Raw genomic sequence first — 16,595 nt, forward strand, 5'->3', positions numbered from 1 at the left:
AATCATCATCACAAAATAATGGTGAATCAAATAGATCTATAATTTGAAAAGAATATTGAGTTTGAAAATCATTTATAACTTTATAAAAATCTTCTTTTAATTTCTTACTACTACAATTGAAATAATGTGAAGTAACTGGGAATACAACAATTAATGGTTTTATATCATTTTTTAACAGTAATTCTAAATATTTTTTAAAAATTATTTTATTTTCAACTAAAGTTTGAGGATACGCCAATTTAGCATGTGAAGCTGCTCTTGTTTTCCCGTGTTCTTCAAAAGGAATATGAAGAGGAGTAGTATTCCATTCAGCATTTACCCAAGGCAGTATCAATGATTCATCTTTTAGTTCATCTAATAAAATATATTCAAAATGCAAATTAAAAATAGAAAGAAGTGGTTTCGGAGTATTTAGATGGGAGAATCCATCAGTGGGTAGAGGAGAGTGAACTACAGTATGATGACCATCTTGAAACAATGGATAATATACTTTGTGAATTCTATATGATTCGGAGGATAACGACATATCAAAGTAAAACGAGAAATAGGCTATTCCTATTAAACAATATTGAAATGAATGATTGTTTGATAAAAGTTGTGACGCTATTAAATAATCATAGTATAGATCTTGCGATGGAAGTGTTAATTTTATTGACTTTTTTGAGAGAAGCTCCGTACTTATGCCACAATGCGGATAAGACAAACCGGTAGCAAACAATTCATACGTCGGATCACTCTTTGCTTTTTTCATAGAAATGTATAAAGACATAAGATCCGGATTTATTTGATAGATAGAAATTAATTTATCCTTCCATTCATACATGTATTTTGTTAAATTAATAATTTTTGAACTTTGCACGCCCCTATTTATCAAATCATTTGTAAGTTTTTCTGCGTCCCCTCTCCAAATGACTATATATTGAAAAGAACTTTCTATACGAACAACATCTGAAACGTCCACAACATGAACTATTGTTTTACATTTATTTTTGTCTAACGTATTTCGAATCCTATCCCCTGATAATTCATCACTTAAAACAATGATTTTATATTGTTCCTTCATGTACATCCCCTCCATTATATGTATAATATGAAATTCATTTTTAATTCGTAACAATCATATACACCTGCAATCTAACAAAAAAAATAGCTCCACCATTAGGCGTAGCTATTTTTGCAATTATTGCTTATTCAAATTATATTCCTTTATCTAACTCATAAAGTTTACGATACTTTTCATTTTCTTTCAGAAGTTGTTTATGACTACCTTGCATGACAATTTGACCACGATCAAGGAATATAACTTCGTCTACATGTTCTATTCCTACAAGATGGTGCGTAATCCAAATAACAGTCTTTTCTTCCGTTGCAGAAAACATTGTTTCAATTAAAGACAATTCTGTTTTTGGATCTAAACCGATAGTCGGTTCATCAAGTACAATAATTGGTGTTTCTTGCATAAGAGTTCTAGCAAAAGCAACCCTTTGTCTTTCCCCACCAGAAAACCGCTTTCCCATTTCATGCATTTTTGTTTGTAATCCGTCTGGAAGAGAAGTAACATGTGAAGCTAATTGTGCTTTCTCTAAAGCTTTCCATATCTCTTCATCCGTCGCCTCTGGTTTGCCAATTCGTACATTATTTCCAATTGTCGTATCAAACAAATGCGGCTTTTGATTTAATACAGAAATATATTTAGATAAAAGATTCGTATTAGCTCGTTCACCATTTAGTACAACTTGGCCATTTACTGGGCTTAACGCCCCTGTTAACAATTTTAGTAAAGTAGATTTCCCTGTCCCACTTCTCCCTAAAATAGCAATTTTCTTCCCTGTTTTTATTTGTAATGATACATCTTTTAATACAATCTCATTACTATCTGGATAACTATACGATACGTGATTCAGTTCAATATCTACATGTTTTGGTTCAATATAATCTTTCTCTCCATGCAAATCCGTTTCATCATGTAAAACACTATCACTTTCTACGCCATTAAGACGATGGGTAGATTCTACATACGACGGTATTCGATCGATGGCATCTGCAATAGGAATAAGCGCGTTCGTTACAGATAAAGTCATTAATACGAAAGCTGCGATAACTGTAGGAGCAATTTGTTCACTTGCCGCTTCATTCCCAGTCCATATGATCATCGAAATAACTACAATACCTACTACTAATTGAATGATACTGTCCCGAATATGATACCAGCGTTTCACTCTCTTTTCGATTTTTAACAACTGATCATTTTGTTTTACATACTCATTAATAAATTCATCTTTACGACCACTTGCTTGCCAATCAGATAATCCAAAAACAGCATCTGTCAGTTGTTGATACAAACGGTTTCGTCCTTGCTTTAAAGTAACATGATGTTTCTTCATCAAAAGTAATGATACAAACGGAAGAAGAAAAACGATAATAGCTAACATACAACCTACAATAAGTGCAAAAACAAAATCAAATGCACCGATAACAAGTACGAAGATACTATAAACAACTAGCGCTAATATGCTAGGAAATATTGTACGTAAATATAGGTTTTGCAAATGCTCTATATCTTCGGATAACACTCCTAACATATCACCCGTTTGAAATCGAGAACGGAAAAATAACGCCTGTGGTTCTACTATTCTATATAGCCTCGTTCTCATTTTTTCTAATATACGTAGTACGACATCATGTCCGACTAAGCGCTCTATATAATGAAATACAGCTTGCCCTATACTAAACGCTCTTGTTGCAACAATAGGAACATATACAGCCATTACATTTTCTGGTCTAAGGGCAGATTTTGAAATCAAATAACCTGAAATAAAAAGTAACATCGCTCCTGAACTAACTCCAAGAAGACCAAGGAAAATAGTTAAAGTCATTCTACCTTTATTTTGTTTTATATAAGGTTTAACCCAGTTACTCATTTCTCTCCCCTCTCTTCCCTATGAAAATGTAATGTCTCATTCTCTAAAAGTTCTTCATACGTCCCACTTTCTTTCATTTCCCCTTTATTTAAAATAAGAATATGGTCCATTTGTTTCATCCAATGTAGACGGTGGGTTGCTAAAAATACTAACTTTCCATTAAATAGACGTAACATCGCTTCCTTTATTTCAAATTCGGTTTCAATATCAAGATGTGCCGTAGGCTCATCTAATAAAATGATTGGTTTTTTACTTAAAAGCGCACGCGCCATAGCAACACGCTGTTCTTGTCCGCCACTTAGCATACGTCCACCTTCTCCAATTCTTTCGTGCATCCCATTTGAAAGTGATGTAACGAGTGAACGAAGGCCGACTTCATTAATAACTCTTTCAACTTCTTCATCTGTTGCATTTGTTTCATAAAAACGAATGTTATCCTTTAATGAAAGCGGAAAAATATAAGGTTGCTGCGGAATATAAGCGATATTTTTTTGCCAATCTTCACGAGTAGACCCGTCAATTTCCACACCATTTACAATCATCTTTCCAGCTGAAGGAGTTAAAAATCCTGCTAATACGTCGATTAACGTCGATTTGCCTGCACCACTTTCACCAATAACACCAATAGCACCGTTACCTTCCCAAGTAAAATTAATTCCTTCTAATATAGCCTTTTCAGATTCAGTATTATTAACTTTGATGTCTTGTAATTTCAAGCTACTAGAGGCATTCCATACTATATCTTCATTTAAATCTTTCTTTTGTATTCTTTGTTGTTGTTGCAAAATCTCTTCTATTTGCTCCATCGCAATTTGTCCATCTAATGTTGCATGATAATTTGCTCCCACTTGTTTAATCGGCAGAAAATATTCCGGAGCTAAAATCAAAATTGTAAGGGCTGGTAATAGTATAATCGTTCCATCTATTAAACGTATCCCTAATCCAACTGCCACAAACGCGATTGATAAACTCGTAAAGAAATCTAATGCAAAAGAAGAAAGAAAAGCAACTCGCAAAGTACGCATCGTTGCTTTTCTATACCTTTTACTTACTTTTTCAATCTTTCCTTCGTGCTGTTCACTTTTCCCTAAATACTTTAATGTTTCTAAACCTTTTAACGTATCTACAAAATGGTTCGAAAGTACACGATATATCTCGTACTGACTATCTGCCATTTTTTGCGCTGCTAATCCGAGAAGAATCATAAATATGATCACGATAGGAATCGTTACAACTAAAATGATTCCAGACTCAATATCTAACGTAAAAACATATAGTACAATTAGACCTGGAACGATGCTACTTCTAATCATTTTAGGAATCGTTAATTCAATATATGTTTTAAATTTCTCAATCCCTTCAATTGATAAGGTAACCAGATGACCAGTCCCAACAGTTTGAACATACCTTGGACCTAATGTGAAATATGCCTCTATTAGTTGTTTTCTTAGTAACGACCCTGTTTTTTCAGCAAAACGTTCCACTAATATTTGTGATGTTCGAACTACTATGTGACGCGCTGCAAACGCGATACCAAAATAAACAATTTCACTTAATATTGTTTGTACTGTCTCTCCATGAAATAAAAACGTAATAGCTCGTGCTAAAAAGATTGTTTGCGCAATAATACTAAAAGCTTCTAAAATACTAATAATCGTTAACGCTACATATAAAATACGGCTACCGGGATAAGACGGAAGTCCTCTTTTTCTTTTCATTAGTACTCCAAATCGTTGTCTGACTTAACAGGTTGTCTAAATACATAATAACTCCATATTTGACTTCCGATAACGAAAGGCAAAATAGCAATCGCAAAGTAAGTCATAAGTTTTAATGCATAAGCTCCTGATGCTGCGTTGTAAATTGTCAAATCATTCATTGCTCCTAAAGAGCTAATCATAACACGTGGGAACATACCGATAAATACACTCGCACTTAGTAAAATGATTGTTAAACTCGTCATAAAGAAAGCCCAACCATCTCTTCTTCTTTTATTTAATAAAGTGGACACTAATAGTGCTACAAAAGCTCCGATTGGCACCATAATCCATTCTGTTCCATGAGCAGTGAAAATGTCGGTTTTCCATAACCCCACACCAGCAAAAACAAGAAGTGTAATTAATGAAAATGGTGCAATTTTTATTGCAGCAATTCGTGCACGTTCTCTCAATTTACCAGTTGTACGTATCGTAAGAAATTGTAATCCGTGAACAATACATAGTAGGAGAAACATTACTCCTCCAAGTAACGCAAATGGATGAAGTAATTGCAAGAATCCACCTACAACATTTTTACTCTCATCAATAGGTACACCTACCATAAAGTTTGCAATCGCAACTCCCCAAAGGATAGGAGGTAACATACTTCCAATAAACATCCCCCAATCCCATGCACTCTTCCATTTATGATTATCTATTTTCGCACGAAATTTAAAGGAAACACCTCTTAAAATTAAAGCAAGAAGCATAAATACAAATGGAATATAAAAACCACTAAATAAAGTTGCATACCAGTGCGGAAATGCCGCAAACATGGCTCCACCAGCACAAACAAGCCATACTTCATTCGCGTGCCAGAACGGTCCTATTGTATTTAAGTAAACTCGTTTTTCAAAATCATTCTTTCCTAAAAACCTCGAAACCATTCCTACCCCAAAGTCGAAACCTTCCAGTACGAAGAATCCAACAAACAAGATTGCAATAACTAAAAACCATAACTCATTAAGAGATAACATACTCTTCCTCCTTATCAAATGGATCATGGCTTTGATAATCCTTTTTCGTTTTCTTATTCTTGTGGCCCTTAATGGTACGAACAAATAAGTACACACAAATTCCACCCATAATTAAATACATTGATGTGAATGAAATAAGTGAGAATAATACTTCACCGAATGTTACATTTGGTGATACAGCATCTTCTGTTTTCATTACACCAAATACAACCCAAGGTTGACGACCCATTTCAGTCATAATCCACCCTACTGTATTACCGATGAATGGAAGAGAAATTGCATACACCATTAATTTTAAATACCACGTTTTTTCCGCTAAACGATCTTTTCTTGATAAGAACCATCCGTAAGCTCCTAGAAGAAGCATGAATGTTCCACTCATTACCATCGCTCTAAAACTCCAAAACATTGTATGCACTGGAGGAATATAATCTCCAGGTCCATATTTTTCCTCATATTGTTTTTGAATTTGATTCATCCCTTCAACTTGACCGCTAAACTTATCATACGATAATAGACTTAGCATATAAGGGATTTGAATTTCAAACGAATTTTCTTTCTTCTCTGTATCAATTTTCGAAAATACTGTAAATGGTGCTGGATCCTCACTTGTATTCCATAGCGCTTCAGCTGCCGCCATCTTCATTGGATGTGTCTTAATTAATTGTTGCGCTTGTGCATGACCGAAGAATAATACAAGCGCCGTTGTAATTGTTCCAACAATGATAGAAATTCGGAAAGATTTTTTAAATACTACAGTTTCTTGTCCTTTTGTAATTTTCCATGCACTTACACCAGCAATAAAGAATGCACCTGTTGCAATTGCCGCTGTAATTGTATGCGGGAATTGTACCCATAGTTGTGGGTTTTGAATAATGGCTAAGAAATCATTCATTTGCGCACGACCATCAGCTGCCATTTCATACCCGACAGGTGACTGCATAAATGCACTTGCAGTTAAAATCCAGAATGCTGATAACATCGTTCCAATTGAAAGGAGCCAAATACACATTAAGTGAATTCGCTTCGGTAATTTATCCTCACCGAATACCCATAAACCCAGGAATGTAGACTCAATGAAAAATGCCAGTAATCCTTCAATCGCAAGTGATGGACCAAATACATCACCTACAAAACGTGAATACGTTGACCAGTTCATACCAAACTGGAATTCTTGTAAAATACCTGTTACTACACCTACTGCAAAGTTAATAAGGAATAATTGCGTCCAAAACTTTGCCATCTTCTTATATACTTCTTGCCCTTTTACCACATACAACGTTTGCATGATCGCAATAATAAAAGCTAAACCAATTGACAGCGGAACAAAAAAGTAATGGAAAATCGTTGTTGATGCGAACTGTATTCGTGCCAATTCGAGCGTTTCCATACTAAAATCACTTCCTTCATAGTTTTTATAATAAAAGTTAATTGAGCAATCTTATCAAACTCAATTATTAAGAAATACGAAAAGACAAAAACATTTTGTATGTATTGTCGAAAAATATGAAGTTTCAGTTTTTCAAACTATTGTAATGCTATTTTTTACCTTTTCACTATTTCTGTAGTGTTTTATTCGTTAATCGAATTGTATAATATACCTGCATAGTAAATTCAGGTTATTTTTGACGTATTATTGACATCATTTTGTCTGAAATATGTCTTTTGTCATTTTTTTGAATCAGATTTTTCTCATTAGCAAAATGTGTTTTTTCAATATACTTCTTACTTTTATATCTATAAAACAATCGTTTTTCTCTTCATACACTTGACTTTCACCCGAAAAAATGTCCTCGAAACCACCCTCGATAAACGCTTGTTTTTTGTCAAGAGAAAAATGTATTTTTAAAATTCAAACTCGAAATAATGTTATTCAAAAATAGAAAATAACTTCCCTCTTCCTCGACTAAAAGTTCATTTTTTTGTCATTTTTCCAGAACAAATAAAAAAAACTGAAAGTCGATTAGACTCTCAGTTTTTTTATTTATTTTGCCGTATGTTTTCTAACGGCTGGTAAAATTTCAGTAGCAATTAATTCAATATTTTTCTCAATTTTATCAAATGGTACACCGCCAAAATCAATTTGTGCCATAAAGCGTTGTTGGCCAAACAATTCATATTGGTAAAGCATTTTCTCAATGATTTGTTGTGGGCTACCAACCATTAAAGCATCACGGTAATCTATTGCATTTGTAAATTGCTGTTTCGGATACCCACCACCGCGCAGTGTAAGCATACCAGCATTAATGTGAGGGTAATATTCACTAAGTGCATCTTGCGAATTTTTTGCCGTATAAAATAAACTCGTTGTCGCAACTGGTAAACTAGCTGAATCAAATCCACTTTGTACAGCAGCCTCGCGGTAAGCATCTACTGACACTTTAAAGTTAATTGCTGGACCACCGAGTGTTGTTATCATCATTGGTACACCCGCGCGTCCTGCTTTAATTGCACTAGCTGGTGGACCTCCAACTGCACGCCAAATTGGTAAGTTATTATTTTTCGCTCTTGGAATAACCGATGCATGTGCGAGCGGTGCTCTGAACTGTCCATTCCATGTGACATGTTCCTCGTTATTAATTTTTAATAAAAGATCCATCTTCTCTTCGAATAATTCTTCATAATCATTCACGTCATAACCAAGTAAACTATATCCCCCAATACGAGATCCACGACCAGCCACAATTTCTGCACGACCATTAGAAATCAAGTCAATTGTAGCGAAATCCTCATATACTCGAACTGGGTCAGATGTACTTAATATCGTTGCTGAACTTGCAATTTTTATATTTTTCGTAGCTTGCGCGACCGCACCTAAAATAACTGTATGAGCTTGCGTTGTAAAATGTGTTTGATGACTTTCGCCGACAGCAAACACATCAAGTCCTGCCTCATCTGCTAACTTAGCTGTATCAATTAGTTCGTGAATTCTTTTCTCTGGCGTAATTTTCTCCCCATTATGTGGATTTAAAACATGATCACCAATTGAATATAATCCAAACTCAATTCCTTTTCTTGTATCTATACGGTATTTTTCCATAGTTACTCTCCCCTTTAATAAAGTAGTATTCGTTTTTTTCTAAAAACGTTGGTAAGTCAGGTATATCTACGTATTACCTACACCTTCACTTGATTAGTCAATTGATAATGTAAAAAAAATTACTCTTGCGGTAATTCTTTTTTCTCACTATGCTTATGAACTTTCGTCATCAGCTCATATAATATTTTCTGCTCTTCTTCATTTAATACATCATCAAAAAACGAAGATTGAAATGCAAGTTGCTCTGGCAATGCTCTCTCTAAAGCTGCTTCTCCTTGCTCTGTAAGACTAATTGTTTTCGTTTTCCAATCTTGTTTTCGTACAATATATCCTTCTTTTTCAAGACGAGTTAACATTCGAGAAATGCCACCTTGTGTAACAGTTACCTTTTCAGCTAACTCCATTTGTGTTAGTGGTTGATACGTACGTATTTGCAAAAGCACATCAAATTGAGCTGTCGTTAAATCAAAACGTTTTAAAAACTCATTTGACATTTGATTACTTTGGTTCGTAAATCGTATTAAACGTAACCATATTAATGATCCTATCGTATTATCACGCATGTTTTGTCACTTCCTAGCGTTCATCTTACTATCACTTTACTACGCAAGTGATAAAAAAGCAAGAAAAAATGTAATAAATATATCGATAGAGTATTGCATAAATAATGATAAGTAAGAATTCATATAAACATGAATTCTTACTTATCATTATTCTTAACTTTTCCTTTCATTCATTACTATATTTAAAGCTGCCATAGCTTTTGGCCAACCAACGTAAAAAGCCATATGTGTTATTAATGCAACCAATTCATTCTCCATAACCCCATTTTGTTTAGCTAGCTTCAGATGAAATTGTAATTGTTCTGTATTACCGAGACTGATTAGTGCTGACACAGTACACAAACTTCTTTCTCTTAATGTTAAAGTGGCATCCCGCCACACTTCCTCAAATAATATCTTTTCACTATAATGAGCAAATGCAGGTGCCATTTCTCTCATTTTCTTTTTAATATGTACTTCAATAAGTTCATTTTTCATTTTTTTCTCCCTTTATTTTCACCATTTGTGCTATTCCTTGACCAAATGACCAGTTTTCAGCAGCTGTCTCATTTAGTGTAATAAAAATATCCGAGGTTTTAACGCCGGAATATTCCGTAATTTTTAAGGATACCGATTGATACAAATCTTTTTTCTGTTGCACCGTTCTTCCCGGTCCACATGTAATAGAAACATAAATCATATTCTCTGTTCTCTTTTCTCCTCTTTCCAACAAATAATATGGATTATATAAAAATTTGTTTTGTTGGTAGGGTAAGAACATTTGAAAATAATCATTTTCAGGGATGTTAAAATGTTCAATTAATGAAAGATGGATACATTCACCCATTTTTTCCAACTCTTCTTCATTTAATATGTTTTCAGGATAATAAATCTTCACAAAAGGCATAGATTTTCATTCCTTTTCTTATTTTTTTATATGCAACAAAATTTCATCGTGAAATGTGTAAAATCTCATATACTGTAACACCTTTATTCACTGCAATTTCAGGCTTCTCTTCATAAAAATTAAACCTACTATACCCCCATTTATCCGGATTATAAACGATTACATTCCCTAAACACTTTTCGTTGTTTTGTACATTTTCATTCATCGTTTTTAATTGAGTCCCAATCAGTGTTTTACTTTGAGAAATACTTCCTGCATATTCAACAACATATCTACTTTTCTTAAATCCATCACTTAGATTAACCACTAATGGAACACCTATATTTATTTGTTGCCATCCAAAAGATTGTAAAATGTTATCGTAATACCCTTCAAAGATAAATTTATTCATCCCTTCATGACCATTCCAAATATATAAAGGTGCATAGCAGTTATAAAAATTCCCGTCTTTCTCCGTTTCCGTAATTAAATAAGCTTTAAAATTTAGTGCTTGGAAACCATCAGTTTTATAACCATTATCCTTTACCCTTTTCTTAATAATTTCCATGTCATAATCCTTTGGCAAAATGACCTTATATTGCATTCCAATCATGTTTATCACTCGCTTTCAATCTTATATACATTATGATAAATCGATAAGTAGCTAACGTAAAATAGGTATAAATTATGTTTGGTATCATTTATAATGATAGTGCATAAGGGGCTGAGATATATGGAAATAAATGATCTTATTATATTCAAAACTGTGGCCAGTGAGGGTTCTATTAGTAAAGCTGCTAAAGAGTTAGGATATGTTCAACCGAACGTAACTGAGCGAATCAAAAAATTAGAACAAGAATTAGAAACGCCTTTACTACATAGAGATAACAAAGGTGTTTCCTTGTTACCTGCTGGTGACATTTTATTAGATTACACGAATCAAATATTAACTCTATTAGAAGAAGCGAAAGATAAAATTAAAACAAGTGGGTCTTCTTATATAATCGCGACGTCACAATCGATTTTGACTAATTATTTAAGTAAGCGTATTGAAGAAAACTTCAGAAATTATCAAATATATGTAGAAAATAGTAGTCATTTGCCAAAATTACTGCAGCAACAAAAAGTTGATATGGTCATCACTTATGAGGATGATTCTGGTGCAGGTTTTAAAAAAGTATTTACTACTTCAATTTCTATAGGCTTACTAAAAGATCAAGAAAAATGTATCATTGACTATTCAAAGGAACTCTTCTTCGTTAGTAATGACAAAAAGTGTCCTTTTAGAAATAAGACGATACAATTTCTAAAAGAAAATAATTTATCTCAGCGTCAACTTCAACAATTAGATTCTTATTCGCTTATGGAAGAGTTTATTCAGGACGGAAAAGGGATAGCCTTTTTGCCGATTAAAAATGATAAATTGGTACCAATTGAAGATGTTCCAGTTGAGAAATTAGCTGTTCATTTTTTTACAAATCAAAACTCTTTCAAACAAATCCCTGATGAACTATTTGGTTAATAAAAAATCCCTCCTTTATGAATCTAAAAGAGGGATTTTCATATTCTATACAATTGATTTTTCACACATTTTGCTCCACTTCTGCGCTTTTCTCCTTCTTATTCCGTTTCATATTCTTCAGTCCCTTAACCGTCCCAACCAATCCTTTCGGAAAAACGAGTAGCACGATAATATACAATAAACCTAGAATAATCGTCCATCTTTCAAAAATCGGATATTCCGTCGCTAGTTCTGATAAATAATATTTTAGTGATTCAATAATTCCAGCTCCTGCAATTGCTCCAATTAACGTTCCAACCCCACCAATCATCGTCATCAATAATGCATTTAATGTCATTTCAATTGAAAATACAGTCGTATTAACAAAACGTAATGTAATAACAAATAAACCACCGCTAATCGCAGCTACTACTCCTGCAACAATGCTAGCAATAATTTTATAATGAAGCACTTTATATCCTAGTGCTTCAACACGTTGCTCATTTTGTGAAATTGCTTTTAATACTTTTCCAATAGAAGATTTGGTGAAAAGACGTAAGAGAACAAAAATGATAAGTAAACATATAAGTGTTACATAATAAAACGTAAAACGATCACGGAATACGTCTGGTACACCAAATGTAAAACCATCTCCTCCGTGAGTGAGCCCACGCCATTTTTCAGCAAGGACGAAAAACAACTGTGAAATAGCAAGTGTTAACATTGCATAAAAATGACTTTTCAATCGTAAAGAAAGCAAACCAATTATATAACTAACGATTGCTGAAACGATAATTGCAGCTACTATTCCAATTAAAAAGTTCGTTATTGATACGCCTTGTCGATCAAATAAAAGCGCTACCCCATATGCTCCTATCCCAAAGAACATACAATGACCGAACGATACAATTCCTGTATACCCAAGCAATACATCAAAACTCATTGCAAAAATAGCAAAGATGAAGATTTGAGTGAACAAAATTAACAGGCTCCGTGAATCATTTACGAACGGAAATACACTTAAACAAATGAGCATACATACTCCGAAGTATACTTTAATTCGGTCCGATGTGTTGTTCACCATTTCACCCCTTTTCACCAACAAGTCCAGTTGGCTTCACTATTAAGAAAAATAGTAACATTAACATATTAATTGCAAGTGATAAATCTGGTATAAAATACGCTGTAAAAGCACCAGCTAATCCAACAATTAAAGAAGCAATAGCTGAACCTTGTACGCTTCCTAATCCACCGATAATTACTACTATAAAAGCTAAAATTGCATACTGCATGCCCATCTCGGCGAAAATAACGCCCGAATACGGTGCTAATAAGAATCCTCCCAAAGCTGCCATCCCTGCTCCTAATAAAAAGACGAAAGAAAATATCGCTTTTACATTAATACCAAGCGCTTGAACCATTTCTTTATCCATTACACCTGCACGGATCATAAGACCTATCTTCGTCTTTTTGAGTAATAGTAGTAGTGCGATGTAAATAATTATCCCAATCAAAATAACAAATAGACGATATTTAATTAATATAATACCTCCGAATGTAAAACTTCCTTGTAACCATAACGGTAATTTTGCACTAATAGGGTTTGGCCCCCAAAATATTTTAATACACTCACTAAGAACGAGCATTCCTCCAAGCGTAACGAGCAGCTGTCGAACATGATTTCCATATACCGGTCTAATAAGAAACCTTTCTAAAATAAATCCTAGGAACATTCCCATGGCTACTGCTCCAACTAAAGCTAATATATAACTTCCTGTCATATTAAATAACCAAACACCTGTAAATGCTCCCCATGCAAATAAACCACCGTGTGCAAAGTTTAAAACGCTCATTAGACCGAAAATAAGTGAAAGACCTGATGCTAACAAAAAAATGAGCATCCCTGTTGAAATCCCATTTACAAATAAATTGATTAACACATCCATCCTTTTCACCTCGGATTCATGTTAAGAGATTCCTAAATATTTATGACACATTTCCTTATCCTTTTTTAATTCATTCATAAAACCTTTATGAACAATTCGTCCGTTATCCATAATGTAAAAATAATCACCAATTTGACTGGCCATCATAAAATTTTGCTCAACAAGTAAAACTGTTGTTTTCTCTTTCATCTTCAAAATAGCTACCATTAATTTCTCCACCATTATCGGGGATAGCCCTTTGCTCGGTTCATCAATAAGTAATAATCCATCACTATTAATAAACGCTCTTGAAATAGCCAACATTTGCTTTTGCCCTCCGCTCAAGAGCCCACTTTTCTTATTCCAAAACTGCTTTAAATCCGGAAATAGTTCCAGCATCCACTCTATTTTCCCTTCTACTTCCTCACCTTTTCCCCTAGCAAGAGCGAATGTTTCTTCTACTGTCAAATCATGAAAAATACCTTGATTTTCTGGTACATACCCTATTCCTTTCCTTGAAATTAAATGTGTAGGTAATCCACTTACTTTTGCACTATCATAATAAATTTCACCATCTGCAATGCGGTGAAATCCCATCACTGAACGTAATGTCGTTGTTTTCCCTGCCCCATTTCTACCAAACAGTACAGTAATCGTCCCTTTCTCAACAGCAAGAGATACTCCTTGCAAAATATGAAACTGATCTAAATACGTTTCTATATTATTCACTTGTAATAGTGCCACTATATAATCCCCCTAAATAAGCACTTTGTACACGCTCATCTTTCATAATTTCTTCTGGCAATCCTTCAGCTAATAACTCTCCATGAAATAAAACGATAAGATGATCTGACAAACCTAGTATCATATCCATTTTGTGTTCGATAAGTACAATTGTGCTCTCTGGATGTTTCTTAATATTTTCAATCACTTGTAATATAGCAGGGACTTCCTCAACCGAAATACCTGCCGTCGGCTCATCAAGTAATAACACATCCGTTTTTAAAGCCAATAACATCGCAAGTTCTAGCTTTCTTTTCTCTCCATGTGCCAAATCTTTCGCTAATATGTTCTCTTTCTCGTGAAGTAATACTGTTTTTAAGAAACGTCTCGCCTCTCCAACTTGTTGCTTTAATTTTGCTGAACTCGGGAAAAAACTATAGTAATCTTGTACGAATGATTGAACACTTAAACGGACATTTTCAAGTACCGTTAATTCTGGGAATATGTTTGTAAGCTGAAAAGAGCGACCGATTCCTAAGCGTGTTCGATCTGAAATCGATAGTTTTGTAATATCTTGCCCTTTAAAATACACTTCACCTGTTGTAGGTGAAATCTGTCCACTTAGTAAATTAAATAATGTTGTCTTCCCCGCACCATTTGGCCCGATAATAGAAATGAGCTTTCCTTTTTGGACAGTTAAATTTACATCTTTAATAACTTGATGTTCACCAAAAGATACACTAAGATTTTTCGTCTCTAGCAAATGTGTCACGAAATCCCTCCCTTTAAAGCCGTGAGTATGAAGGAAATATGTATAAAGAGGGTCCCCCCCTCTTTATACAAAAACAACAGAAAATTCAGTCTATTTATTTTGAACTGGTGGTTCTGTTTCTTTCATCGTTAATTCTCGCTCTAACACTGGCACCGGATAATCAACACCATCTTGCTTTTTCAATGTGATAGAATACAGCGTCTGCATCGCTTGGTGGTCCTTCTCTCTAAACTTCATCTTTCCTTTCGGTGTATCAAATTCCATTCCTTCCATTTTCTTAATCAAGGTATCTACATCTGTATCACCTTTTGTTTTCTTTAAGGCTTCTACAATAGAAATTGCTGCTGACATTCCTCCCGCTGTAAACAAATCTGGCACTACACCATTAAAACGTTTTTTATGCTCTTCAACTAGCCAATCATTCACTTTATTTTTTGGAAGTGTGTGATAATATACAGAAAAACCTTGCATACCTACTAATGCATCCATTGTTTTTAATGCTGGTATATCTGGCGCACCTGTAGAAATTTTAATACCTTGCGCTTCCACATTCATATCTTTCAACTGTTTCCAAGGTGAATTTGCCCCTGCCCAAACGATAAATAAATAATCTGGTTTTGAAATAATGATATTTTGAATATTCGCTGTAAAATCTGTTGAATTTGTATCCGCGTATTGCTCATTCACAATGCTCGCACCTAATTTTTTCGCACCCGCTTTAAATGCAGCAATCCCTTCACGACCAAAAGCGTTATCTGGGGCAAATGTCGCAATCTTTACACCTTTTTTCGCAATTGCCGCTGCTCCTGCAATCGCATCTTGTGAGGAACTTCTTCCAGTTCTAAAAATATATTTATTCCAGTTCTTCCCGGTAATACTATCCGCAACTGCCGGTTCTACAACCATAATCTTTTCATATTCCCCGGCCAGTGGTAAAACCGCTAACGTATCACTTGAACTAGACGATCCAACTAAAAAATCAACTTTCTCTTCTTCTAATAACTTCGTAGCTTTTTTAACTGCTACATCAGCTTTCGTTTCTGTATCTTCTACAACAAACTTAATCTTTTTCCCATCTACTTTCCCAGTTCCACCAGTTGCATAGTCTAACCCTAATTCAAATCCGTTCACTGTTTGTTTTCCATACGATTCTAGCGGTCCTGTTAAAGAAGCAAGAACTCCTACCTTAATCGTTTTTTCATCCTCTGTACTTGTTTTCTTTCCTGAACAAGCTGCCGTTATTAATAACGAACCTAAAACACAACCAGTAAACATTGTCTTTAGCCACTTACGTTTTTTCATCGACATTGTGATCCTCCCCATACTTTACTTTCTGATAGAATCAAACACGCCAAAATCCCCTGTCCGTAATCATGACTAACTAATTCGATAGATAATGGAAAACTCTTGTAGTACCCTCTACATTCGGCACAAATATATAATCACCTTCCTATGTAATGGAAACGGACATACAATCAATATATATTCTGCAATCCAATTGAAAATACTGTTTCATTTCAGTAATGATCATACAAAAAGACTAACTTATTT

The 16,595-nt window shown here is 34.3% G+C and carries 16 protein-coding genes; 1 reads left to right on the forward strand and 15 read right to left on the reverse strand.

Going from position 1 to position 16,595, the window contains the following annotated elements:
- From ACQGSG_RS19630 to ACQGSG_RS19675, 10 genes are all read right to left on the reverse strand, one after another.
- The coding region (locus ACQGSG_RS19630) for a hypothetical protein (protein ID WP_426947874.1) at window positions 1–1,063 on the reverse strand (1,063 nt) is incomplete at its 3' end.
- A 133-nt stretch (window positions 1,064–1,196) separates the two neighbouring features.
- A complete protein-coding gene (gene cydC, locus ACQGSG_RS19635) occupies window positions 1,197–2,921 on the reverse strand; it encodes a thiol reductant ABC exporter subunit CydC (protein WP_325842694.1) in 1,725 nt (574 codons plus the stop codon).
- Entirely contained in the window at window positions 2,918–4,639 is a 1,722-nt protein-coding gene (gene cydD / locus ACQGSG_RS19640; protein WP_325842695.1) for a thiol reductant ABC exporter subunit CydD, read from the reverse strand. The genes cydC and cydD overlap by 4 nt, the downstream gene beginning before the upstream one ends.
- Window positions 4,639–5,655 carry a cytochrome d ubiquinol oxidase subunit II gene (cydB, locus tag ACQGSG_RS19645; RefSeq protein WP_000950083.1) on the reverse strand — a complete coding sequence of 339 codons (1,017 nt, stop codon included), beginning with the start codon at window positions 5,653–5,655 and terminating at the stop codon, window positions 4,639–4,641. Before cydB ends, cydD begins: the two co-directional genes overlap by 1 nt.
- Window positions 5,642–7,045, reverse strand: coding sequence for a cytochrome ubiquinol oxidase subunit I (cydA, locus tag ACQGSG_RS19650; RefSeq protein ID WP_000448869.1), 1,404 nt, complete (start codon window positions 7,043–7,045; stop codon window positions 5,642–5,644). The genes cydB and cydA overlap by 14 nt, the downstream gene beginning before the upstream one ends.
- A gap of 594 nt (window positions 7,046–7,639) precedes the next feature.
- Complete coding sequence (locus ACQGSG_RS19655; RefSeq protein WP_097995044.1) at window positions 7,640–8,695, reverse strand: LLM class flavin-dependent oxidoreductase; 1,056 nt, start codon at window positions 8,693–8,695, stop codon at window positions 7,640–7,642.
- 119 nt (window positions 8,696–8,814) lie between these two features.
- On the reverse strand, window positions 8,815–9,258 hold the full coding sequence (locus ACQGSG_RS19660) for a MarR family winged helix-turn-helix transcriptional regulator (protein ID WP_001205523.1): 444 nt from the start codon (window positions 9,256–9,258) through the stop codon (window positions 8,815–8,817).
- A 153-nt stretch (window positions 9,259–9,411) separates the two neighbouring features.
- Complete coding sequence (locus tag ACQGSG_RS19665) at window positions 9,412–9,735, reverse strand: carboxymuconolactone decarboxylase family protein (RefSeq protein WP_000787197.1); 324 nt, start codon at window positions 9,733–9,735, stop codon at window positions 9,412–9,414.
- Window positions 9,725–10,144, reverse strand: coding sequence for a tautomerase family protein (locus ACQGSG_RS19670; RefSeq protein WP_001117234.1), 420 nt, complete (start codon window positions 10,142–10,144; stop codon window positions 9,725–9,727). Before ACQGSG_RS19670 ends, ACQGSG_RS19665 begins: the two co-directional genes overlap by 11 nt.
- Window positions 10,145–10,187: 43 nt before the next feature.
- On the reverse strand, window positions 10,188–10,736 hold the full coding sequence (locus tag ACQGSG_RS19675; protein WP_000579895.1) for a DUF4865 family protein: 549 nt from the start codon (window positions 10,734–10,736) through the stop codon (window positions 10,188–10,190).
- Window positions 10,737–10,856: 120 nt separating this feature from the next.
- Here ACQGSG_RS19675 and ACQGSG_RS19680 point away from each other — a divergent pair, with 120 nt between their 5' ends.
- Entirely contained in the window at window positions 10,857–11,645 is a 789-nt protein-coding gene (locus tag ACQGSG_RS19680; RefSeq protein ID WP_030025252.1) for a LysR family transcriptional regulator, read from the forward strand.
- Between the two features lie 61 nt (window positions 11,646–11,706).
- Here the strand turns inward: ACQGSG_RS19680 and ACQGSG_RS19685 are convergent, their stop codons facing one another.
- The 5 genes from ACQGSG_RS19685 to ACQGSG_RS19705 form a co-directional block, all read right to left on the reverse strand.
- Window positions 11,707–12,660, reverse strand: coding sequence for a branched-chain amino acid ABC transporter permease (locus ACQGSG_RS19685; RefSeq protein ID WP_002040965.1), 954 nt, complete (start codon window positions 12,658–12,660; stop codon window positions 11,707–11,709).
- Window positions 12,661–12,709: 49 nt separating this feature from the next.
- Entirely contained in the window at window positions 12,710–13,570 is an 861-nt protein-coding gene (locus ACQGSG_RS19690) for a branched-chain amino acid ABC transporter permease (protein WP_000382787.1), read from the reverse strand.
- Window positions 13,571–13,591: 21 nt separating this feature from the next.
- On the reverse strand, window positions 13,592–14,293 hold the full coding sequence (locus tag ACQGSG_RS19695; RefSeq protein WP_098877185.1) for an ABC transporter ATP-binding protein: 702 nt from the start codon (window positions 14,291–14,293) through the stop codon (window positions 13,592–13,594).
- Entirely contained in the window at window positions 14,271–15,044 is a 774-nt protein-coding gene (locus ACQGSG_RS19700) for an ABC transporter ATP-binding protein (RefSeq protein ID WP_000149337.1), read from the reverse strand. Before ACQGSG_RS19700 ends, ACQGSG_RS19695 begins: the two co-directional genes overlap by 23 nt.
- Window positions 15,045–15,134: 90 nt before the next feature.
- Window positions 15,135–16,352, reverse strand: a complete 1,218-nt coding sequence (locus tag ACQGSG_RS19705; protein ID WP_098877187.1) for a substrate-binding domain-containing protein — start codon at window positions 16,350–16,352, stop codon at window positions 15,135–15,137.
- Window positions 16,353–16,595 lie beyond the last annotated feature (243 nt).

This window comes from Bacillus sp. GMa5/1 (genome assembly GCF_050172015.1).
Classification (GTDB): domain Bacteria; phylum Bacillota; class Bacilli; order Bacillales; family Bacillaceae_G; genus Bacillus_A; species Bacillus_A cereus.